Here is a 22,211-nt window from a genome sequence, read left to right on the forward strand (position 1 = left end):
GGGGCCGTAAAATCGGTGCGCCGGAGGCCGCCTCGTCACGGCCCACTACGAACACCGTGCCCACTCCTCGCGGGGGCGGAGGAGCAGAACCCACATGCCAGAGCGCTTCGCCTATCTCGGCCCGCAGGGCACCTTCACCGAGGCGGCCATGCGGGCCTTCCCCGGGTCCGCGCAGGCCGAGCACCTGCCGTACGCGACCGTCCCGGCCGCGCTGGACGCGCTGCGCCGCGGCGACGTCGACCTCGCCGTGGTGGCGCTGGAGAACTCCGTCGAGGGCTCGGTGCCGACCACGCTGGACGAGCTGGCCACCGGCGAGCCGGTGCAGATCGTCGGCGAGGTGCACCTGCCGGTGTCGTTCGCGCTGCTGGTGCGGCCGGGCATGTCGCTGGCCGACGTCAAGACGGTCGCCTCGCACCCGCACGCGCAGCCGCAGTGCCGCCGCTGGCTCGCCGAGCACGTCCCCGACGCCGAGTGGCGCGCGGCGACCTCCAACGCCGAGGCCGCCCAGCACGTCGCCGACGGCCTGTACGACGCGGCGCTCGCCGGGTCGTTCGCCGCGGCCCGCTACGGCCTGGAGGTGCTGGCCGAGGACATCCACGACGTCGCCGACGCCGTCACCCGGTTCATCGCGCTGCGCCGCCCGTGCGAGCCGCCCGCGCCGACCGGCACCGACCGCACCACGGTGGTCGCGTTCATCGGCGAGGACCACCCGGGCGCGCTGCTGGAGATCCTCACCGAGTTCTCGATGCGCGGCATCAACCTGACCCTCATCCAGTCGCGGCCGACCGGGGCGGGCCTCGGCTCGTACCTGTTCTGGATGGACTTCGAGGGGCACGTGGCCGACGCCCGGGTCGGCGAGGCGCTGATGGGGCTGCGCCGGGTCTGCGCGGACGTGCGGTTCGTCGGGTCGTACGCGCGTGCGGACCGGGTGCGGCCGGACATCCGCCGGGGCACCCACGACGCGGACTTCACCGAGGCGGCCGCCTGGCTGGAATCGGTCCGTACCGGGTGTTCCTGACCCGGTTTCGCCCGAACTTTTCTGGACGCGCGGCGTCCTACTCCCTGACGGTGTCCGATGGACCGAGGGAGCGACCCGGGTGCGGAACAAGCTGATCAAAACGGCTTTCACGGGTGCGGCGGGGGCCGCCCTCGTCTTCGGCGCGACGGCCTGCGACGGGAAGGTCAGCATCAACGCCGGATCTTCCTCCGCCCCGTCGGCGGGGGCCACGACGTCCGGCGCCAAGACGGGCACGAAGACCGGCGTCAAGCCGGCGCCGGCGCCCGGCACGAAGACCTCGCCCGCCACCGCCACCGGCAGCCACGTCTACATCGGCCGCATCAGCGTGGTGGCCCCGGGCAGGCTGTCGGTCGCCGGCCACACCGGCGTCCTGGCCAAGGACGCCACCGTCTACGTCGCCTACGGCACCTGCCCCGACGGCTCCGGCACCGAGGGCGACACCGCCGACCCCGCCACGAACCGCGGCACGAAGGCCTGCCCGGTGACGGGCCTGGAGACCTGGCTGAAGAGCAACCCGCTGACCGGCGAGGTGCGCATCACCGACGGCGCCATCGTCAAGATCGTCGAGCACAAGGGCGGCTGACCCGTACCGGGCCCGCTACTTGCTCTGCAGTCTTCCCAGCGCCTGGGGGTCGGCCTCCAGCGCGGCGGCCGCCTCCTTCCAGGCGGTGTCCTCGGAGCAGAGGACACCGCGCAGGTAGGCCAGGCTGAGCCGCTGGACCAGCGCGACGCGCGCGGGGCTCTCGTCCGTCGTCTCCGCGACCTCGTACCCGGGGATGCCGCCGAGGGAGTGCTCCCCGCCCGGCAGCGTGAGCAGGCTCTTGCTGCCGGGGCTGTGGAAGTAGGCGTCGGTGAACCAGTCCGGCCCCCGCGTGGTCAGCGCGGACCGGTCCTGGTCCCCGGCGACGACGAGCGCGGGCGTGGTCATGCCGGCGAAGGACGGTCTCATGAAGGGCAGGTGCTCGGCCGCGAACGGCGACAGGTCGTCGCCCAGCCCGGCCGCGGCGAGCAGCACGCCCGCCTTGACCCGCGGGTCGGACATGTCCGCCCCGGGGACGCCGTCGGCGTCGAGGACGCGCGCGCCCAGCAGCATGCCGGCCGACTGCGCGCCCCAGGAGTGGCCGGCCACGGCGATGCGGCCGTGGTCGACGCGTCCCGCGAGGCCGGGCACGGCGGCCTCCAGGGCGTCGAGCCCGTCGATGGCGCGTTTGAGGTCCTGCACGCGGAGCCGCCAGATCTCCGGCGTGCGGGGGTCGTCGGCGGGAAGGCCCAGCCTCCGCGAGTCGAGGTGGGTGGGCTGCACGACCACGAAGCCGTGGGCGGCCCAGAAGTCCGCCAGCGGGGCGTAACCGTCCATCGACCAGCCGTGCCCGTGCGAGAAGACGATGACGGGCAGGTCGCGTCCGGTGACAGGCGCGGACACGCGCACCCGCAGGTCCTCACCGCGGCCGGGGGCGGGCAGGACGACCGGCTTCACCGAGACGATCGGCGTGCTTGTGTCGTTCACGGGGATTCCTTCGTTCGGTCTCGTGCGCCGGCGGATCGCCGGCGCGGGCTACGATCGCGAGGCGGCCGGGAGCACCGGCAAACGGAACCTCGTTCCGGTAAACATACGGAACAAGGTTCCGCTTAGCAAGGCGGGAGTGGAGGAGACGGCGTGGCGAACGACGGGGACGGGGGCGCCCCGCGCAGGCGGGCCGACGCCCGGCGCAACAAGATGACGCTGCTCGACGCCGCCGCGGCGGCCTTCGTGGCCTCGGGCGTCGACGCGCCGGTGCGCGACATCGCGGCCAGGGCGGGGGTCGGGGTGGCCACGATCTACCGCCACTTCCCGACGCGGGCGGACCTGGTCATCGCCGTCTACCGGCACCAGGTGGAGTCCTGCGCCGAAGCCGGCCCGGCCCTGCTGGCGAGCGGCGTGACCCCGCACGCCGCGCTGGGGCGGTGGATCAACCTGTTCGTCGACTTCCTGGTCACCAAGCACGGGCTCGCGGCCGCGCTGCGATCCGACGACGCGGGCTTCGCCGCGCTGCACACCTATTTCCTCGACCGGCTCGTGCCCGTGTGCGCCGAGCTGCTGGGCGCCGCGGCCGCCGCCGGCGAGATCCGCCCCGGCGTCGACGCCTACGAGCTCATGCGCGGCGTCGGGAACCTGTGCATCGGCGCGGACAGCGACCCGCGCTACGACGCGCGCCGGCTGGTCGGGTTCCTCATCGCAGGGCTGCGCTGACCGCCGACGGAACGCCGTTCAGGACGTTCACCCAGCACTATCGGAACGACGTTCCGTCTAGCGTCCACCCGAGCCGGGCGCCCGTGACAGCACCGAACCCCGTTCCATAAGATCAACTTTCCGCGGACGGAAGGTGGCAGCGTGGCGCATCAGGTCGTCATCCCCAAGGGGGTCTACGGGTTCCCCGACGTCGGGTTCGGCGGGTTCGTGGCGGGGCTGCTCGCCGCCCCGTCCGGGGACGGCGGGCAGCACGTGGACTTCCACCGTCCCGCCCCGCTCGGCGTCATGCTCACGATCACCGAGGCGGACGGGCGGCGGCGGCTCGAGGACGGCGAGGGCCCGATCGCGTCCGCCCGGCCCGCCGAGGTCGCCGTCGACGTCCCGGCGCCGCCCACCTGGGACGAGGCGCTCAGGGCGACGGGCGAGTACGTGACCGAGGCGCCGATCGTCCAGCACGACTGCTACGGCTGCGGGCCGCGGCGCGCCGAGGGCGAGGGGCTGCGGCAGTTCCTCGGGCTGCTGCCGGAGCGCGGCGTCGTCGCGGCGGCCTGGCGCCCGGCGCCCGCGCTGGGCGGCCCGGACGGCGCGCTGCCCGCCGTGCAGGCCTGGGCCGCGCTGGACTGCCCCGCGGGCTGGGCGCGGTTCCGCCGGCCCGACGCCCCCGCCCGCGTCATGACCGCCAACCTCGCGGCGACCCTGCACCGGCCGATCATCGCCGGGGAGCGGCATGTCGCGTTCGGCTGGGTGATCTCCCGGGACGGGCGCAAGACCGTCGCCGGCAGCGCCGTCGCCACGGCGGACGGCGAGCTGTGCGCCGTCGCGCGCTCCCTCTGGATCGACGCGCGCTGAGACGCGGGTCACATCGGGGCGGGACAACCCCGCCGGTTCCTCGCCCGTCTCCTGATCATCCTTGTGCCGATCTTGGAGTCGCCGTGCGCCGCATCATGCCGGTCCTGCTGTCCACAGCCGTCGCCGGCGCCCTGCTGCCGGCGGGCACCGCCGTGGCCGACCCCGGTGTGATCGTCCTGCAGACCTCGATGCTCGACGTCTCCCAGAGCGGCGCGCTGCGGTATCTGCAGGTACGGGCGGCGTCCCCGGCGGGCGTGGCCAAGGTCCACATCGGGCTGCGGGCGAGCGGCGCGGACCGCCCCTACGGGTCCGTCGACGACATGAGGCGGTTCCGGGGCACCGACGCCAACGGCGAGTGGCAGCCCGCGGGCACCGTCACCGTCCGGCCGGGCCGCACCTACCTGGACGTCGAGGTCACCGACCGCGACGGCGACACCGCCGTCAAGCGCGACGCCGCCTTCGTCGACCTGCCGGGCGACCGGCTGACGGTCACCTCGTTCGGCCCCGACGGCTCCCTCGACGGGCCGTTCCACGCCAGGCTGACCGTCGGCCACAGCCGTCCCGTCGACCGCGTCGAGGCCAGGCTGGTCAAGGCCGCCACCGACGTCGCGGTCGCCGACTTCGGCAGGCTCGGCGCCACCGGCGGGACCGGCGGCGTGACGTCCTACCGGTCGCTGCGGCCGGTGGACGTGCCGGTCGGCGACTACGAGATCGTGGCGACCGTCTGGGACGACCGCGGCGACCGCGTCGAGCGCCGCTCCCAGCCCTTCGGCCGGCGGCTGCCCGTGGCGTTCGCCGACCTGAGGCAGGACCGCACCGTGGTCGACGCCGACCACACCGGCGTCGCGGTGACCGGGCGGCTGACCGACCCCGCGACCGGCGGCCCGCTGCCGGGCGTGACGGTCCGCGACGCCGACCACACCGGCGTCGCCACCCGTACCGGCGCGGACGGCCGGTTCGCTCTCACCCTGGACGCCCGCGACCGGGTCCAGCTGCCGATCGTGGCCGAGGGGCACGGCGCTTACGCCGGCAAGTCCGCGCACGTCGAGGTCGTCCACCGGGCGCTGGCGACCCGGCTGAGCGCCGCCGCGTCGCCGGTGACGCGCGTCGGCCGGCAGATCACCCTGTCGGGGAAGCTGGAGCGCCAGGACGCGGCCGGCGCCTGGCGGGTGCTCGCCGGGCAGGACGTCACGCTCCGCCTCGGCGAGGCGGCGGTCACGGCCCGCACCGGCGCCGACGGCCGCTACTCCGCGCGGACGGCCGTGCCCGCGAGCGGCGCCTGGGAGGCGACCTTCGCCGGGAACCGCGACTTCAAGCCGGTGCGCACGCTCACCGGTGCGGTGCACGTCCAGTACACGGCGGGCTTCCAGGACTTCGGCGCGACCTCCGCGAAGGGGGGCGTCACCGCGCGCGGCCGGCTCCTGCGGACGCTCGTGACCGGCGCCAAGGCGCCCGTGGCGAACCGTCCGGTCACCCTGCAGTTCTCCGCCGACGGCCGCACCTGGACCCGCGCCAAGGACGGCCGCACCGACGCCCAGGGCCGCTTCGCGGTCTCGGCCGCCGCCCCCCGGACCGGCTCCTGGCGGGTCTTCTACGACGGCATCGACAGCGGCGTGTCCGACACTCCCGACACCCTCGCCTACAGCCCCGTCGTCCGCGGGACCGCCTTCACCCGCTTCGGCGCCGCACCCGAGCCCGTCCGCAAGGGCCGCACGATCACCGTGTCCGGGCGGCTCGGCCCCGTCGCCGCGGGGACCGCCGTCCAGATCTACTTCAAGGCCGACCACAGCACGAAGTGGACGCTCCTCGCCACCGCCGAGACCGGCGCCAAGGGCCTGTTCAGCAAGGGCTTCAAGGCGTCCAAGGACGGCTCCTGGAAGGCCGTCCACACCGGTGGCGGCCTCTACCTCGGCTCCAGCAGCACCACCGACCACGTCGACGTCCGCTGATACCCGGCTATCGTCCGGGCATGGGCATCGACTTCGACACGTACGAGCGGGAACTGTGGGCCGGGCGGGCGGACGCGTACGAGCGGGGGTTCGCGCTGCTCACCCGGCACGCGGTCGGGCCGCTGCTGGACGCGGCCGGCGTCGGCGCGGGGACGCGGCTGCTGGACGTCGGCACCGGCCCCGGCTTCGTGTCGGCCGAGGCCGTGCGGCGGGGCGCGCGGGTGTCGGCGGTCGACGCCGAGGCCGGGATGATCGAGGCCGCCCGCCGGAACGTGCCCGGCCTGGACGCGCACGTCGCGATCCTGCCGGACCTGCCGTTCCCCGCCGGCACGTTCGACGCCGTCGTGGGCAACTTCGTCATCAACCACGTGAGCGACCCCGGCGTGACGCTCCAGGCCCTCAAGCGCGTGCTCAAGCCGGGTGGGCGCATCGCGCTGACCTGCTGGGTCATGCCCGGCAGCGGCGCGCTCGCGGTGGTGCGCGACGCGCTGGACGAGGCCGGGGTGCCCTGGCCGGACGACATCCCGATGACGCCGTTCATGGAGTACGGGCAGCGCGAGACGTTCGAGCGGCTGGTGGCCGGGGCGGGCTTCGACGCCGTCGCCGAGGAGCTGGACTGGGAGCACGCCGTCGACCCCGAGGAGTGGTGGGAGACCGGCGCGCTGGCCCGGATCGGCTCCAACGGCGTGGTCATCGGACGGCAGGACGCGGCGACCGTCGCGCGGGTCAAGGCCGCCTACGACCGGATCGTCGCCCGGTACGCGGCGGGCGGGCAGGTCGCGCTGCCCGCGCACGCGCTGCTCGCGCACGGGACCGCCCGCTGAAAACCCTTTGCCGGGCCGTGCGCGGCGTTGTCACCCTGACGGGACGTATCCGGCCATAAGGGGGCGCCATGTCGACGCTTCGAGTAACAGCAGAGCAGCTCACGATCCACCCGCACGGCAACGCCGACGCGCTCGAGCTCGCCCAGATCGGGCTCTACCGCGCCGTCGTCGCCAAGGGGCGGTACGTGACCGGCGACTGGGCCCTCTACATCCCCGAAGGCGCCCTCGTCCCCGACGACCTGATCGAGGAGCTCGGCCTCACCGGGCGGCTCGCCGGCAGCGGCAGGAACCGCGTCAAGGCGGTGCGGCTGCGCGGCGAGCTGTCGCAGGGCCTGGTGTGCGTGCCGAAGGCCGTCGCGGACGTGGACCTGGCGGCGGCGCACGCGCAGGGGCGCGACTTCGCGGCCGAGCTCGGCGTCACCAAGTGGGTGCCGCCGATCCCGGTGCACATGAGCGGCGAGGTCGCCGCGGCGCCGGACCTGGTCCCGTGGATCGACATCGAGGACGTCAAGCGCTACCCCGGCATCTTCGAGCCGGGCGAGGAGGTCGTGGCGACCGAGAAGATCCACGGCACCGCGTGCGCGTTCACCTGGGCGGGCGGCGAGCGGTACGTGTCGTCCAAGGGGTTCAGCGCCAAGCGCATGGCGATCGTGCACGACCCGGCGAACCTGTACTGGCGCGCGGTGGAGGCGCACGGCGTCCCGGCGGCGGCGGAGCGCATCGCCGAGCGGTACGGGGTGGACCGCGTCGGCGTCTTCGGCGAGGTGTTCGGCGCCGGCGTGCAGGACCTGGCGTACGGCGCCACCGGCAGGGGCGAGCGCCCCGGCTACGCGGTGTTCGACGTCGCCGTCGGCGAACCCGCGCGCTGGCTGGACGCGGGCGAGGTCGCCGAGGTCCTCGCCGACGTCGGCCTGCCCATGGTGCCGGTCCTGTACCAGGGCCGCTACGACGAGGCGGCGCTGATGGAGCTGGCCACCGGCCGCGAGAGCGTGTCGGGCAACGCCGAGCACCTGCGCGAGGGCCTGGTCGTCCGGACCGCGGCCGAGCGCTACAGCCCCGTCACCGGAAACCGCGCCATCGCCAAGTTCGTCTCGCCCGCCTACCTGACCCGCAAGAACGGCACCGAATACGAGTAGGCGTCGATAACCCGCGCGCGGAAGGCACCACCGGTTCGGTAGCCTCGCCTCTGTGATTGACCTGCGAGCTCTTCGAGAGGATCCCGAGCGGCTGCGCGACTCCCAGCGCGCCCGCGGTGAGGATGACGCCGTCGTCGGCACCCTGCTGGACCTGGACGAACGGCGGCGCTCCGCGCTGACGTCGTTCGAGCAGCTGCGCGCCGAGCAGAAGAGTTTCGGCAAGTCGGTGTCCCGGGCGCAGGGCGACGAGCGGCAGGCGCTGCTGACCCGCGCCAAGGAGCTCGCCCAGCAGGTCAAGGACGCCGAGGCCGAGGCCGACCGGCTCGGCGGCGAGCTGGACGCACTGCTGAAGGGGGTGCCGAACCTCATCGAGGACGGCGCCCCCGCCGGCGGCGAGCAGGACTTCGTCGTGCTGGAGCACGTCGGCGAGCCGACCCGGTTCGGCTTCGAGCCCAAGGACCACCTGGAGCTCGGCGAGTCCCTCGGCGCGATCGACATGGAGCGCGGCGCGAAGGTGTCGGGCGCGCGCTTCTACTACCTGACCGGCGTCGGCGCGCGGCTGCAGTACGCGCTGCTCAACCTGGCGATGGAGCAGGCCGTCGAGGCCGGCTTCGTGCCGATGTACCCGCCGGTGCTGGTCAAGCCCGAGGCGATGGAGGGCACCGGCTTCCTCGGCGCGCACGCCGCCGAGGTGTACCAGCTGCCCGCCGACGAGCTGTACCTGGTCGGCACCTCCGAGGTGCCGCTCGCCGCGTACCACATGAACGAGATCATCGACGCGCTGCCGCGGCGGTACGTGGCGTGGTCGTCGTGCTTCCGCCGCGAGGCCGGCTCCTACGGCAAGGACACCCGCGGCATCATCCGGGTGCACCAGTTCGACAAGGTGGAGATGTTCTCCTACTGCGACCCGGCCGACGCGCACGAGGAGCACCTGCGGCTGCTGGAGTGGGAGAAGCAGATGCTCGCCAAGGTCGAGATCCCCTACCGGGTGATCGACGTGGCGGCCGGCGACCTGGGCAGCAGCGCGGCCCGCAAGTACGACTGCGAGGCGTGGGTGCCGACGCAGCAGGCCTACCGCGAGGTCACCTCGACGTCGAACTGCACCGACTTCCAGGCGCGGCGCCTGTCGGTGCGGCACCGCGACGGCGACGGGAAGACCCGCCCGGTCGCGACGCTGAACGGCACGCTCGCCACGACCCGCTGGATGGTGTCGATCCTGGAGAACCACCAGCAGGCCGACGGTTCGGTGCGGGTGCCGAAGGCCCTGCAGAAGTTCCTGGGCCTGGAGGTCCTGGAACCGGTCAAGCGCTGAGGAGCCGGGAAGGGCCGCCCCCGTCGCGGGGGCGGCCCTTCCCGTTCGACCTGTGTGCGATCAATGACGGAGGTGTCGCCTATGGTGTGTTCCAGCTGCCCTGGAAGGTGACATGTCTGCTCCGAAGCCGCGCCTGATCGCCACCGACCTGGACGGGACCATCGTCCGCAGCGACGGCACGATCTCCGACCGCACCGTGGCCGCGCTGGCCCGGGTCGAGCGCGCCGGCGCGATGCTGGTCATGGTCACCGGCCGGCCGCCGCGCTGGATGACCGAGATCGCCGCCGCCGTCGACCACCACGGCGTGGCCATCTGCGCCAACGGCGCCGTCGTCTACGACCTGCACACCGAGTCGGTGCTGCGCGCCCGCATGATCGAGCCCGACGTCATCGCCGAGGCCGTCGAGCGGCTGCGCGCCGTCGACGCCGAGCTGCGGTTCGCGGTGGAGTACCCGACCGGGTTCGTCTTCGAGGCCCGCTACAACCTCGGCCGCTGGGACGCCGAGGCGCTCGGCGGCCGGCCCGTCGACGGCGAGACCCTGGTCAGCCGCAGCGGCACCAAGCTGCTGGCCTTCCACCCGAGCGCCGACCCCGACGCGCTCGCCGAGAAGGCCGAGAAGGCCGTCGGCGAGCTGGTCACCGTCACCCACTCCTCGGGGCGCGGGCTGCTGGAGATGAGCGCGCAGGGCGTCACCAAGGCCAGCGCCCTGGCCGAGCTGTGCGCCGAGCACCGGATCACCGCCGCCGACGTCGTCGCGTTCGGCGACATGCCGAACGACCTGCCGATGCTGACCTGGGCGGGCACCTCGTACGGCGTGGCGAACGCGCACCCGCTGGTGCTGGCGGCCGTCACCGGCACCACTTCCCGCAACGACGACGACGGTGTCGCCCAGGTCCTGGAGCGCCTGTTCCCTTAGAGATAGGGCCCGGAGGTGTGCCGCGGCGACTGCGGCCCCTCCTCCTCGGCGCCCGGCGGGATGGCACCGGCGGGCAGCGCGCGGCGCATCTGCTCCAGCTGGGCCCGCGCCGCCATCTGCTGCGCGAACAGCGTGGTCTGGATGCCGTGGAACAGGCCCTCCAGCCAGCCGACCAGCTGGGCCTGCGCGATGCGCAGCTCGGCCTCGCTCGGCACCTGGTCCTCGGCGAACGGCAGCGACAGCCGCTCCAGCTCCTCGACCAGTTCCGGCGCGAGCCCGTCCTCCAGCTCCTTGATCGACGACTGGTGGATCTCGCGCAGCCGGGCCCGGCTCGCCTCGTCCAGCGGGGCGGCCTTCACCTCGTCCAGCAGCTGGCGGATCATGCCGCCGATCCGCATCACCTTCGCGGGCTGCTCGACCATCTCGGCCACCGACTTCTCTTCCCGGCCGGGGTCGCCGCCGCCCTCCATCGCCATCCCGTTCGGGCCGACCACCAGGACGTGCGGCTGCTTGTCAGAGGATTCCGTCATAGTCCCTCGATTCTCACACGGTCAGAAGGATCTTGCCGATGTGCGCGCCGTCCTCCATCAGCCGGTGCGCGTCCGCCGCCCCGGCCAGCGGGACCCGCGCGTGGACGACGGGCCGGACGTCCCCCGCCTCGATCAGCGGCCACACGTGCTCGCGGACCGCCGCCACGATCGCGGCCTTCTCCTCCAGCGGACGGGCGCGCAGCCCGGTCGCGTGCACCGTGCCCCGCTTCACCAGCAGCCTGCCGAGGTCCAGTTCGCCGGTGCGGCCGCCCTGCGTGCCGATCACCACCAGCCGGCCCCCGGTCGCCAGCGCCTCCACGTTGCGCGGCAGGTAGGAGCCGCCCAGATGGTCCAGGACCACGTCGAACGGGCCGTGCCCGACGAAGTCCTCCGTCCGGTAGTTGACCACGGTGCCCGCGCCGAGCTCCCGGCACACGCGCGCCTTCTCCTCGCTGCCCACGGTGCAGGTGACCTTGGCCCCGTAGGCGCGGGCGAGCTGGATCGCCATCGTGCCGATGCCGCTGCCGCCGCCGTGCACCAGGAACGACTCCCCGGCACCGAGCCGCGCCAGCATGAACACGTTGGACCACACGGTGCACGCCACTTCGGGCAGCCCCGCCGCCTCGGCCAGGCCGACGCCGTGCGGGACGGGCAGCACCTGCCCGGCGGGGACCGCGACGCGCTCGGCGTAACCGCCGCCGGCCAGCAGCGCGCAGACCTCGTCGCCCTCGCGCCATCCCTGCACCCCGTCGCCCACCGCGGCGATCCGGCCCGAGACCTCCAGCCCCGGATACTCGGACGCGCCCGGCGGCGGGGGATACAGGCCGCGGCGCTGCATGACGTCCGCCCGGTTCACCGCGCTCGCGGCGACCTCGATGACGACCTCGCCGGATTTCGGCTCGGGATCGGGAACCTCGGTCCATTCAAGGACATCGGCGTCCCCCGGCTCACGGATCACGATCGCATGCATGCCGACCACCCTAGTTAATCCGCTCGGCGGCTCGCCCTCTGGCCGTGCCCGGGCGGGTGCGGCGCCGCTTGGTGATCGGCAACGGACGACCCGGCCCGGGGCCCCCCGGCCGGGTCTCGTCCTGGAGAGCGGTCAGGAGGCGTCCTCGAGCCGCTGCGCCAGCCAGTCCGCCAGCACGGTGGTCGCGGGACGGCCGGTGCCGTCCACGGGGGCGCTGCCGTAGGAGGTGTGCACGCCGGAGCCGTAGAAGGTCGCGACCACGACGCCTTCCTTGATGACCTGCTTGGGGGTCAGGTCGCTGGTCAGCAGCTGCGTGAGGGTGCCGTTGGGCAGGCGGATCCCGGCGACGGTCAGGCCGTGCTCGGCCAGGTCGGTGATCGGCTGGACCAGCCCGAGGACGTCGACGCCGAAGACGCCGGTCAGGGAGCGGGCCGGGTGCGCCGGGTCGATCTTCGGCGGCTTGCTCGGGTCGAACTTGGCCAGCTTGTCCTGGAGTATCCGCAGGTCACGGGTGATGCGGCTCCAGTTGACGCGGTCGAGCACGACCAGCGCGTTGCCGACGATCCGCTCGTTGCTCCCCGCGGGCCACATCGAGAGCAGCGCGCCGAGCGCCTTGAAGTCGATCTTGTCGGCGGTCTTGGCGAGCGGCATGAGCCGGTCCTCGATGGCCGTCAGGACGCGGTACAGGCCGGCGGTGTCACCCCGCTTGACCAGGGCCGGGATCTTCTCGACGGCCTTCCGCAGACCCGCGTAGTCGACCTTGGTGACGCCCCCGACGATGTTGTCGAGCTGGCCGAGCAGGTTCTCCGGCAGCATCCCCTGGACGACCCAGCTGGCCTTGGACAGCTGGTCCGCCGGGATCCCGGCCAGCGGCCCGAGCGTGAGCGCCGCGTTCATCGCGACCCGCAGCAGGGTGTCCAGGTCGCCCTTGGCCGCCGCCGTGACCGCGGACTGCAGGTCGTTCGCGAGCGAGACCAGGTCGACGCGGGTGAGGATCTGCAGGACCTGGCCGGCGATGTAGGTCTGCGAGCCGGGCGCGGTGTTCAGCAGCGCCTGGATCAGCAGCGGGTTCCCGAGCGTGCGGACGAGGTTCTGCAGCGGCTCGACCATCGTGCCGAGCTTGGCGGCGTTCTGCCGCGCGCCGCCGGCGTCCTTCTTGCGGGCCTGCTCGACCAGCTTCTGCACGGCGGCCGGCAGGGCGCTGATGTCGGCCCGGCGAGCGGGCTTGGAGAGGTCCGCGGGCTTGCTCAGCTCCTGTTCCGCGGACCCCAGGAGGTCGGCCACCCCCGTGTGCGCGAGGACGGTGGTGAGCGCGGCCATGAGCTTGTAGTCCCGAGGGAGCGCGCAGTAGAGGTCGCCCGGCAGGCAGACGTTGGCGACCCGGCCCGACAGCGCGCCGAACCCCTTCGGCCGCCCGCCGACGTCCATGCCCCTGGAGCCGGGCACCTGCTTGCCGAGGTTCACCTCGCCGTCCGTGCCCTTGCCCGGGTCCGACACCAGGCCGCCCGCGATGTAGGACGAGGCGGGGACGGGCCCCTGCCCGTTCCCGATGGCCGCGGCGACGTCGCCGGCGATGTCCGCGCCCTGGCTGTACCCGAGGCCGACGAACCGCGTGCCCGGGCAGCTCTTGGCGATCTCGGCCATGGCGGAGCGGGTGGCGTTCAGCCCGCTCTGCTTGGAGTCGTTGTACGCCACGCCCTGGTCGAAGGCCCTGGCGGTGTACGGGACCCAGTACGAGGAGACCTTCGAGCCGAACCGGCTCTGCAGCCGGTCGGTGATGCCGCGCAGCATCTGCGGGCCGGGCGGGTCGGACGGGTCGGCGCCGGGGGTCGTCTCCCAGGTGCCGGGCACCACCATCAGCTTCACCGGGGTGCATTCGGTGTTCAGCGCGACCGGTCTGATGTCGATCCGCTGCTCTGGGGCCTGGGTGATGGCGACGATGCCGCCGGCCGCCGCCGTCGCGCCGGCGACCGCGACGGCGACCGTGCGCGAGGGCATGCGCCGGCGGCGCTTGATGTCCTTCTCGTCGGGGTTTCGAGGAATGTGGGGGATTTTCACTGCGGTCCGACCTTCTGGTGGAGGGAGTCAATTGCACGCGGTGGCGCAGAAGGCGTCGAAGGCCGCCCCAAGGCCTCGTCGGCCTTGGTCGGGAGCAGGGGTTATTCGTTGCTGGCGGCGATCGCCGGAGACGCTAGCGACGGGCGTTGAAATCCCGGTGAAACCGCAATTTTCCGATGCGGCCCTAAGACAGCCGCCCCGAAGGCCCCGCCACACCGAATATCTCTTCCCAACCCTTGAACGGCTCTTCGACGGGAATCTCGCAGTCGTCCGCCCATTGCCTGGCGGCCGGCTGGAACCGGAACACGCCCGCCCGGGCCTGGGCGACCGGCGCGGGCTCCTGCCCGGCCAGCCGCCGCGCGTACACCCGGACCAGGTCGTGCAGCCCGTACCGGCCCGGCGCCGGCTGCTGGAGCAGGCTCGCGTCGACGAGGTTCTCCAGGGACCGCTCGGCGGCCTGGGGCGAGCAGCCCGCCAGCGCCGCGACCGCCTGCGGGTCGGTCTCCACCACCGGCGACAGGCCGAGGATGCGGAAGACCCGCTGCTCGGTGCCCGGAAGCCGGTCGTACGACTGGTGGAACGCCGCCTCCACGCTGCGGTCCCCGGCGGTCAGCTCCCCGAGCCGCCGGTCGTCGTCCGCCAGCCTGCCGACCAGGTACTCGACCGTCCACGACGGGCGGTTCTGCAGGCGGGCCCCGGCGATGCGCAGCGCCAGCGGCAGCCGTCCGCACAGTCTCGCCAGGGCGCGCACCGCGCCCCTCTCGCGCGCGGCGCGCGGCTCCCCGACGATGCGGCGGAGCACCCCCTCCGCCGCGTCGAGGTCGAGCAATCCCAGCGGCACACGCCGGTCCACGTCCAGGCCGGTGAGCCGGCGCCGGCTCGTCACCAGCACCCGGCTCCCGCCGCCGCCGGGCAGGAGCGGCCGCACCTGCTCCGCGCTGTCCGCGTCGTCGAGGACGACCAGCAGCCGCAGGGAGGCCGTGGCCGTCCGCCACAGCGCGGCCAGCTCGTCCACGTCGTCGGCGTCCCGGGCGTCGACGCCCACCGAGCGGAGCAGCCGCCGCAGCGCCGCCCGCGTGCCCAGCGGATCGCGGCCTTCGGAATGCCCGTGCAGGTCCACGAACAGGCAGCCGTCCGGATGGTCCGCCCGCAGCAGGTGCCCGGCCCGTACCGCCAGCGCGGTCTTCCCGGCTCCCGCGACGCCGTCCACCGAGATCACGCGGGCCTCGCCGGCGCGGGTCAGCAGGGCGAGCTCCCGGTCGCGGCCGGCCAGGGTTCCGGGGTCGGCGGGCAGCTCGTCCCTCGCCCGGACGGCCGCTGCCTTGCGGAAGTCCGCGCTTTTCCCGCGGCCGGCGTCCGCGCCCCCGAGGAGGACGCCCTTCGCGGCCGCCGGTGCCGGGACGATCCCGAGCCGCCCGTCGTCTTCGCGGAGTACCGCCTGGTGCACGCGGCGGAGTTCTTCGCCGGGCTCCAGGCCGAGGTCGTCGACCAGGCGGCGCCGCAGGCGGGCGAAGACCGCCAGGGCGTCCGCGCGCCGGCCGCAGCCGTAGAGGGCGCGCATCAGGAGTGCGGCGAAAGGCTCACTGTGCGGGTGGACCGGGGCGAGCGCGGACAGCTCGCCGACCGCGTCGGCGTGCCGGCCGAGACGCAGCTGCCACTCCAGCTTCTCCTGGAGGAGCGCGATCCTGCGTTCGGAGAGGCGGAAGCGTTCCCCCGCGGCGAACGGCCCGGGGAGCCCGGCCAGCGGCTCGCCCTGGAACAGCTCCAGGGCGCGGGCGTGCAGGCCGATGGCGGACGCCAGGTCACCGGCCGCCGCCGCCTCGGCGGAGCCCGCCGTGATCTCCTCCAGCCGGGCGGTGTCCACGGCGGCCCCGGCGCTGGAGAAGCGGTAGCCGCCGCGGTCGTGCAGGATCACCGGGTCGGCGGGCCCGTCCTGCGGATACAGGCACTTGCGGAGCCGGTAGACGTAGACCGGCACCACCTTGTCGCCGGTGCCGGGGGGCTCCAGGCCCCAGACCCCGTCGAGCAGCTCGCGCCGGCTGACCGTGGTGTCCGGGCGCAGGGCGAGCGCGGCCAGGAGGGCACGCTGGCGGACCGGCCCCAGATCCAGCGCCGCGTCGCCGCGCCATGCCTGGAGAGGACCGAGCACGGCGATCCGCAGTTGCGTTCGAACGTCCGACATCACGTTGCTCCCGGCCGGTGCTTACCGTCACCAGGGGCCGCCCCGCTCGAGGCCCCCTTACCGTCCTGCGACAGCGACAGTAGCCCGCACCCGACCTAAAAGACAGTGATGTCTGTTAGGTCGTGGGGTGCTTCGGGTCACGTTCCGTTCGGCAGGCCGGGAAAAGGGGCCGGGCCGGCGCGGTGTGGCGCCGGCCCGGGAGCGCGTGCGTGGAGGGGACGCCGCCGGTCAGCCGCAGAGGGCCTTGTCGACCATGCGCTGCTCGGCGTCGTTCGGGGCGGCGATGACCGCGGTGTTGTTCATGCCGATGGAAATGGAGCGGGAGCCGTTGCTGACGGTCCGCGTGGTGTACCCGGCCACCGAACCCGTGTGCCCCCAGGCCGTACCGCACGCCGTGGGGAACGCGGCCAGCCCGAGGCCGTAGTCGCCGACCCTGACGACGGGGAGGGTGCGCCGCATGTCGGCGAGCCGCGCCGGCGAGAGCACCCGGCCGGAGACCAGGGCGTTCACGAACTTGGTCATGTCGCGACCAGTGGACACCAGCGCGGCGGCCGCCCCCCATACCGCGGGTTCGAAGTTCGTCACGTCGGCGAAGGGCACGCCCGCGACCGAGAGATAGCCCCGCGAGTACGGGGCCGGCAGGCTTTTCTGCCCGGGGCGCGGATAGAACGTCGAGGTCATCCCGACCTTCTTCAGGATGCGCTTCTTGATCGCGGTGGTGAGGTCCGTGCCCGACTTCTTCTCCACCAGCATGCCGAGGATCGTGTAGTTGGTGTTGGAGTAGACGCCCTCGCGGCCCGGCTCGGACTGCTTCCCGTACTTCGTCCCCTCGTTGACCATCTGCTGCTGCGTCGGGGGGACGAGCTGCCACCTGGGGTTCAGCAGAAGCTGCGCCGTCTGGAGGTAGTCGCCGTTGACGAACCCGAGGTTGTCCTTGATGCCCGAGCGGTGCTGCAGCAGCTGCCGCACGGTGATGGCGTTCGGGTTCAGGCCGGAGCCGCGCACCACACCGGGCAGGTAGCGCTCGATGGGGGTGTCCAGCTTCACCTTTCCCTCGTCCACCAGCTGAAGCACGATCGTCGCGACGAACATCTTGGTCTGGCTGCCGACCCGCAAGCGGGTGTCGGCGCCGAGCTTGGCCTGCGGGTGAAGCTGCGTGCTGCCGCTGCCGTAAGCGGTCACCGCGTCGCCGTGCCGCACGGTCGCCACCGCGCCGATGGCCCCGTTGGCGCTCCGGTAGCGGTCCAGCTGCTCCTGGAAAAGGGATTCGCGCGCCGCGACCGGCTGCGTCGCGCCCATCCCGGCGACCAATCCGGTGACGGCCGCGACCACACCGGCCCGCCATCCAGCTCGTGGATTCATGGGCGGGAGATTAACGAGCCGCGATGAAATCCCAATGACAGCAGGCGTTGCGCGCGTCCGCCCGCACTGGGCGGCCGTCTCGATGACGACCCCGCCGGGCCGGGATCACTCAGCCGGCTGCACAGGAGGGGCCAGGTCATACCCGGGTACTCACGGAAACCCCGGCGATGCCCTCATACGTCTGCGATACATGGTATTTGCTGCCAGGTATCCTGCCACTGGGCTGATCCCGACCTGTTCCGCAAATGATCGTCTGCAGCTTGACCGAGGGGAGAGACGGTGGCAAGGAACGATCAGGACGGACGTTCCCTCGAGGAGCGGCTGGCCTCGCTGGACGCGATGAGCGGCGAGACCGGCGGTCGGGCCGAGCCCGAGCAGCAGCGCCCGGACGCCGAGGGCAACCCGTGGCTGGCCGCCCCGCCGCCGCCTCCGACCGACTTCGGAGCGCCTCCCGCCGCCCCCGCCTACGGCCCGCCGTCCGAGCAGGGGCAGCCCCCGGCCGACTTCAACGCCCCGCCGCCCGCGAACTTCGGACCGCCGCCGTACGCCCCTGTCGGCGGCGACTTCGGCCCGCCGCCGCAGGGCCCGGGCCATGCCCCCTACGGCCAGCAGCCCCCCGGGCCGCCGCCGGGACAGCCCGGCCAGCCCCCGGCCAACTTCGGCCCGCCGCCGTACGGCCAGCCCCCGGCCGACTTCAACGCGCCTGGCGGCGTTCCCTTCGGCTCGCCCGGCCAGCAGAACTTCGGCCCGCCGCCCGCCGACTTCAATGCCCCCGGCAACGGCCAGCCCGGTCTCTACGACCCTCCGGCCGACTTCAACGCACCCGGCGCCCCGCCCTTCGGCGCCCCGCAGGGCGGGCAGAATTTCGGCCAGCCGCCTGCCGAGGGCCAGCCCCCCGGCGGTGTTCCCTTCGGCCCGCCCGGCCGGCAGAACTTCGGGCCGCCGCCCGCCGACTTCAACGCCCCCGGCAACGGCCAGCCCGGCCCCTACGGCCCTCCGGCTGATTTCAACGCGCCCGGTGGTGCACCTTTCGGTGCTCCGCAGGAGCAGCCCGGCCCCTACGGCCCCGGCCAGCCGCCTGCCGACTTCAATGCGCCCGGCGCCGCCCCCTTCGGCCCTCCGCAGGGCGAGCAGAACTTCGGCCAGCCCCTGGCCAACTCCAACACGCCCGGCGACCTTGGCGCCCCTGTCGAAGGTCAGCCGTCCTTCGGCCAGCCGCCTGCCGACTTCAACACGCCCAGCGACCCTGGCGCCCCTGAAGGCCAGCACTCGGGTGGCGTGCCCTTCGGCCAGCCCCCGGCCAACTCCAATGCGCCCGGCGGTGTTCCCTTCGGGGCCCCGCAGAGCGAGCAGAACTCCGCCCAGCCGCCCGCCGGTTCCAACGCCCCCGGGGAACCTGCCGAAGGCCAGCACCCCGGCGGTGCGCCCTTCGACCAGTCGTCCGGGCCCTACAGCCCTCCGGCCGATCTCGATGCGCCCGCCGAGGGGCAGGACGAGCCGTCCCAGGAGGCCACCGGCGGGCAGGCAGGTCCGCAGGGGGAGAACGGCGAGCAGGGGCAGGACGACTCCGCCGAGAGCGGGCAGGCCGGGGTGAGCTTCGGCAAGCCGCAGGACGAGTCCGGGCAGCAGGAGAACGCCCCCGACCGTCCGGTCACCGGTGAGGAGCAGGCCGCCGAGGCGCCCGCGGGCGGGCAGCCCGGCGCGGACTTCGGCCCGCCGCCGTACTCGCCCGCCCCCGACCCGCAGGCGGTCCCGTTCGGTTCCACCGGGCAGCCCGGCCCGGACGCCGCCCCGCCCGCGCCCGGCGGTTTCGGTGCGCCCCAGCCCGGTCCCGGCTTCGCGCCGGCCGGGCCGGGGGAGCCCGGGCCCGGTTTCGGGGGTCCGCCGAACCCCGCGCCTTACGGCGACCTGCCCGCGCCTCCCCTGTACACGCCGCCCGCCGAGGGCGGCGCGCCGCCGTATCCGGCGCCGGGCTTCCAGCCGCAGGAGGGCGAGCCCGCTCCCGCGTTCGAGCAGCTCCCGCCCTACCCGGCCGGGCAGTACGGCCCGCCCGCCGCGCAGCCCTACCCGCAGCCGCCCGCCGGCGGCGGCTATGGCGGGCCGCCGCCCGCCTACCCGCCGCAGGGGCAGTCCCAGGGCCAGCCGCCGCAGGCGTACCAGCCGCCGGCGCCGCAGTCCTCCGAGAGCCTCAGCTCGGAGAACCTCCTCGGGGAGCGGCGGCTCGCGCCGTCGTCGGGCTGGCGCCGCGCGGTCTACAAGGCCACCGCCGGCAACATCCACCCGGGCGAGTCGCAGGGCGAACTGCGCCGCAAGGACCTGGTCGAGCGCGCGCGCACCGCGGTGAACGGCGGCCACCACCGGGTGGCCGTCATGTCGCTCAAGGGCGGCGTCGGCAAGACCACCACGACGACCGGCCTCGGCTCGATGCTGGCGTCGCTGCGCGGCGACCGCGTCATCGCGGTGGACGCCAACCCCGACCGCGGCACCCTGTCGGACAAGGTGCGGCTGGAGACCGCCGCGACCGTCCGGGACCTGCTCAACAACCGCGACCAGATCACCCGGTACGCCGACGTGCGCTCCTTCACCTCGCAGAACGCCGCCCGGCTGGAGGTCCTGGCCTCCGACCGCGACCCGGCGGTGAGCGAGGCGTTCAGCGCCGAGGACTACTCCGCGGTCGCGGTGGTGCTGGAGCAGTACTACTCGATCTGCATCACCGACTGCGGGACCGGCCTGCTGCACTCGGCGATGGCCGGCGTGCTCGCGCTCGCCGACCAGCTCGTCCTGGTCAGCTCGCCGTCGGTGGACGGCGCCCGCTCGGCCAGCGCCACCCTGGACTGGCTGGAGGCGCACGACCACGGCCACCTGGTCCGCAACGGCGTGGTGGTGCTGTCGATGGTGCGCAACCGCACCCGCAGCCAGGTCGACCTGGACAAGCTGCAGGCGCACTTCGAGAGCCGCTGCCGCGCCGTCGTGCGGATCCCCTACGACGACCACCTGGAGGAGGGCGCCGAGGTCGAGCTGGAGGCGCTGTCCCCGCAGACCCGCGAGGCGTATCTGAACCTGGCGGCGGTCGTCGGCGACGGCTTCGTCTACCAGCGGCCGTCCTGACGGCCGTTAGTGTCGTCGTCCATGCCGGAGAACGTGTATGTGGGCAAGGCTGCGGCCGACGGGGCGCAGGACCGCGGCTGGCTGCTCGGGCACTTCAAGCCGCCCGGCGACCCGCGCCACAGCGAGGACGTCGAGATCAAGTGGGGCGTGCACCCCAAGGGGGAGCGCCGGGCGCAGTGGGCGGTCGGGGAGAAGCGCACCGCGCTGCTGGTGCTGATCAGCGGCCGGTTCCGCATGGAGTTCCCGGACGGTGACGTCGTGCTGGCCGAGCAGGGCGACTACGTGCTGTGGGAGCGCGGCGTCGACCACTCGTGGGAGGCCGAGGAGGCGTCGGTCGTCATGACGGTCCGCTGGCCGTCGATCCCCGGATACGCCGTCCCCGACCGCCGGTAGTACGAGATCACCACGGCGGTCCAGCTCACCACCTGGGCGACGCCGACCGGGATCTCCAGCGCGGCGAGCGGCGACCCGTAGTCCACCCGCCACAGGGTGACCAGCGCGCCCGTCTCCAGCATGACCGCGGCGACGGCCAGGGTGCCGAGCATCGCCCAGCGGGGGAGCAGGCCGCCCCGGCGGGTGACGGTCGCGAGCGCCAGCAGCGCCGCCGCGACGCCGAGCCCGGCGTTGGCGGCCTGGGCGAGCCCGGCGTGCTCGAACCGGGCCTGCACCGCGGCGGACGCCACATGCCCCGGCATGCCGATCTTGCCTTCGGCGGCCATGTAGGCCTTCTGCGCCGCGTACACCAGCATGGTCATGGCCGCTGCCGCCGCCGCGGCGATGTCCGCGCGGCCCGGCCTGGTGAGGATCATGCCTTCATGGTGCGCGCCGGGGCCGGGCCGGCGCCTCCCGCCCGCGGGTCGTCGTCCTCCCCCGCCGGGGTGATCCCCCGCGTCCGCACGGTGGCCAGCACCGAACCGCCCAGGATCAGCGCGAACGCCACCACGATCGGCGTGCTCAGCGGCTCGTCGAGCAGCAGCACGCCGCCGGCGACGGCCACCGCCGGGTTGACGTAGGTGAACACCATGGCGCGGGAGGTCCCGGCCTCGCGCAGCAGCTCGAAGAAGACCAGGAAGGCCAGCGCGGTGCACACCACGCCGAGCGCGCCCAGCGCCACCAGCACCTTGGCGGGCGGCGGCGCGGACGGCAGCGTCAGCGCCGCCGGGACGGCGTAGACCAGCGCGGCCAGGCCGAGGCAGGCCGCGGTCAGCGCCAGGCTCGGCACCTCCTGCAGCCGCCGCGCCATGATGATCGGCGCGACGGCGTAGCCGATCACCACGAGCAGCATCTCGGCGAGCGCCCGGCCGCTCCCGCCCGACAGGTGCGGCGCGGCCAGCACCGCGACGCCGCCGAGGCCCGTCAGCAGGCCGGCCCAGCGGAGCGGGCCGAGCCGCTCGGCGTCGCCGGTCAGCCGGCCGATCAGCACCGCCACGATCGGCACGGCCGCGATGAGCAGCCCCGACATCGAGCTGGACAGGGTGCGCTCGGCGTCCGACAGCAGCGCCCACGGGCCGAGGATCTCCAGCGCGGCGAACGCCAGCAGCGGCCGCCAGTGCCGCCGGGCCGCCGCCAGGCCGCCCGACCGCAGCGCGAACGGCAGCAGCAGGAGCGCGCCGATCCCGGTGCGGGCGAAGACCACCACCGGCACCGAGACCTCGCCCACCGCCACCTTGATCAACAGATAGGGGATGCCCCAGACCACGCACATCAGCGCGAACAGCATCCAGCCCCGCCGGCTCACTCACGACCTCCGTCCATCCGCCCCGGTGC

General features: G+C 73.9%; 19 protein-coding genes. 11 read left to right on the forward strand and 8 right to left on the reverse strand.

Going from position 1 to position 22,211, the window contains the following annotated elements:
* The first annotated feature begins 94 nt into the window (after positions 1-94).
* Both pheA and ACRB68_RS16515 read left to right on the forward strand, forming a co-directional pair.
* Positions 95-1,018: a prephenate dehydratase gene (gene pheA, locus ACRB68_RS16510; RefSeq protein WP_153533335.1), complete on the forward strand. Its 924-nt coding sequence runs from the start codon at positions 95-97 to the stop codon at positions 1,016-1,018.
* A 79-nt stretch (positions 1,019-1,097) separates the two neighbouring features.
* The gene (locus tag ACRB68_RS16515; RefSeq protein WP_153533336.1) at positions 1,098-1,601 is read left to right on the forward strand and encodes a hypothetical protein; all 504 of its coding nucleotides are present in this window, start codon (positions 1,098-1,100) and stop codon (positions 1,599-1,601) included.
* Positions 1,602-1,616: 15 nt separating this feature from the next.
* Here ACRB68_RS16515 and ACRB68_RS16520 read toward each other — a convergent pair whose 3' ends face one another.
* A complete protein-coding gene (locus tag ACRB68_RS16520; protein ID WP_407924297.1) occupies positions 1,617-2,531 on the reverse strand; it encodes an alpha/beta hydrolase family protein in 915 nt (304 codons plus the stop codon).
* 204 nt (positions 2,532-2,735) lie between these two features.
* Here ACRB68_RS16520 and ACRB68_RS16525 point away from each other — a divergent pair, with 204 nt between their 5' ends.
* The 7 genes from ACRB68_RS16525 (at position 2,736) to ACRB68_RS16555 (ending at position 10,234) form a co-directional block, all read left to right on the forward strand.
* Complete coding sequence (locus tag ACRB68_RS16525; RefSeq protein ID WP_153534948.1) at positions 2,736-3,248, forward strand: TetR/AcrR family transcriptional regulator; 513 nt, start codon at positions 2,736-2,738, stop codon at positions 3,246-3,248.
* 141 nt (positions 3,249-3,389) lie between these two features.
* Positions 3,390-4,097 carry a PaaI family thioesterase gene (locus ACRB68_RS16530; RefSeq protein ID WP_153533337.1) on the forward strand — a complete coding sequence of 236 codons (708 nt, stop codon included), beginning with the start codon at positions 3,390-3,392 and terminating at the stop codon, positions 4,095-4,097.
* A gap of 83 nt (positions 4,098-4,180) precedes the next feature.
* A complete protein-coding gene (locus ACRB68_RS16535; RefSeq protein WP_153533338.1) occupies positions 4,181-6,046 on the forward strand; it encodes a peptidase associated/transthyretin-like domain-containing protein in 1,866 nt (621 codons plus the stop codon).
* 20 nt (positions 6,047-6,066) lie between these two features.
* On the forward strand, positions 6,067-6,870 hold the full coding sequence (locus tag ACRB68_RS16540; RefSeq protein WP_153533339.1) for a class I SAM-dependent methyltransferase: 804 nt from the start codon (positions 6,067-6,069) through the stop codon (positions 6,868-6,870).
* A gap of 68 nt (positions 6,871-6,938) precedes the next feature.
* The gene (locus ACRB68_RS16545) at positions 6,939-8,006 is read left to right on the forward strand and encodes an RNA ligase (ATP) (protein WP_153533340.1); all 1,068 of its coding nucleotides are present in this window, start codon (positions 6,939-6,941) and stop codon (positions 8,004-8,006) included.
* A gap of 52 nt (positions 8,007-8,058) precedes the next feature.
* Positions 8,059-9,318: a serine--tRNA ligase gene (serS, locus tag ACRB68_RS16550; protein WP_328594293.1), complete on the forward strand. Its 1,260-nt coding sequence runs from the start codon at positions 8,059-8,061 to the stop codon at positions 9,316-9,318.
* Positions 9,319-9,430: 112 nt separating this feature from the next.
* Entirely contained in the window at positions 9,431-10,234 is an 804-nt protein-coding gene (locus tag ACRB68_RS16555; protein WP_153533341.1) for an HAD family hydrolase, read from the forward strand.
* Here the strand turns inward: ACRB68_RS16555 and ACRB68_RS16560 are convergent.
* The 5 genes from ACRB68_RS16560 to ACRB68_RS16580 all read right to left on the reverse strand — a co-directional run bounded on the left by ACRB68_RS16560 (position 10,231) and on the right by ACRB68_RS16580 (position 17,336).
* Positions 10,231-10,764 carry a bacterial proteasome activator family protein gene (locus ACRB68_RS16560; RefSeq protein ID WP_153533342.1) on the reverse strand — a complete coding sequence of 178 codons (534 nt, stop codon included), beginning with the start codon at positions 10,762-10,764 and terminating at the stop codon, positions 10,231-10,233. The genes ACRB68_RS16555 and ACRB68_RS16560 overlap by 4 nt on opposite strands.
* Positions 10,765-10,777: 13 nt before the next feature.
* A complete protein-coding gene (locus tag ACRB68_RS16565; RefSeq protein ID WP_153533343.1) occupies positions 10,778-11,734 on the reverse strand; it encodes an NAD(P)H-quinone oxidoreductase in 957 nt (318 codons plus the stop codon).
* 132 nt (positions 11,735-11,866) lie between these two features.
* Complete coding sequence (locus tag ACRB68_RS16570; protein WP_153533344.1) at positions 11,867-13,792, reverse strand: cutinase family protein; 1,926 nt, start codon at positions 13,790-13,792, stop codon at positions 11,867-11,869.
* Between the two features lie 184 nt (positions 13,793-13,976).
* Positions 13,977-15,974, reverse strand: a complete 1,998-nt coding sequence (locus ACRB68_RS16575) for an AfsR/SARP family transcriptional regulator (protein ID WP_153533345.1) — start codon at positions 15,972-15,974, stop codon at positions 13,977-13,979.
* 228 nt (positions 15,975-16,202) lie between these two features.
* On the reverse strand, positions 16,203-17,336 hold the full coding sequence (locus ACRB68_RS16580) for a serine hydrolase domain-containing protein (protein WP_153533346.1): 1,134 nt from the start codon (positions 17,334-17,336) through the stop codon (positions 16,203-16,205).
* Between the two features lie 279 nt (positions 17,337-17,615).
* Between ACRB68_RS16580 and ACRB68_RS42045 the strand changes: the two genes are divergently transcribed.
* Entirely contained in the window at positions 17,616-20,444 is a 2,829-nt protein-coding gene (locus ACRB68_RS42045; RefSeq protein ID WP_328594294.1) for a nucleotide-binding protein, read from the forward strand.
* Between the two features lie 21 nt (positions 20,445-20,465).
* Positions 20,466-20,837 carry a cupin domain-containing protein gene (locus ACRB68_RS16590; RefSeq protein WP_153533347.1) on the forward strand — a complete coding sequence of 124 codons (372 nt, stop codon included), beginning with the start codon at positions 20,466-20,468 and terminating at the stop codon, positions 20,835-20,837.
* Here the strand turns inward: ACRB68_RS16590 and ACRB68_RS16595 are convergent.
* Together ACRB68_RS16595 and ACRB68_RS16600 are read right to left on the reverse strand one after the other, a co-directional pair.
* Entirely contained in the window at positions 20,723-21,253 is a 531-nt protein-coding gene (locus tag ACRB68_RS16595; protein ID WP_153533348.1) for a hypothetical protein, read from the reverse strand. The genes ACRB68_RS16590 and ACRB68_RS16595 overlap by 115 nt on opposite strands.
* Entirely contained in the window at positions 21,250-22,182 is a 933-nt protein-coding gene (locus ACRB68_RS16600; RefSeq protein WP_328594296.1) for a DMT family transporter, read from the reverse strand. Before ACRB68_RS16600 ends, ACRB68_RS16595 begins: the two co-directional genes overlap by 4 nt.
* Positions 22,183-22,211: the final 29 nt, after the last annotated feature.

It is taken from the genome of Actinomadura macrotermitis (genome assembly GCF_009604375.1).
Lineage (GTDB): Bacteria > Actinomycetota > Actinomycetes > Streptosporangiales > Streptosporangiaceae > Spirillospora > Spirillospora macrotermitis.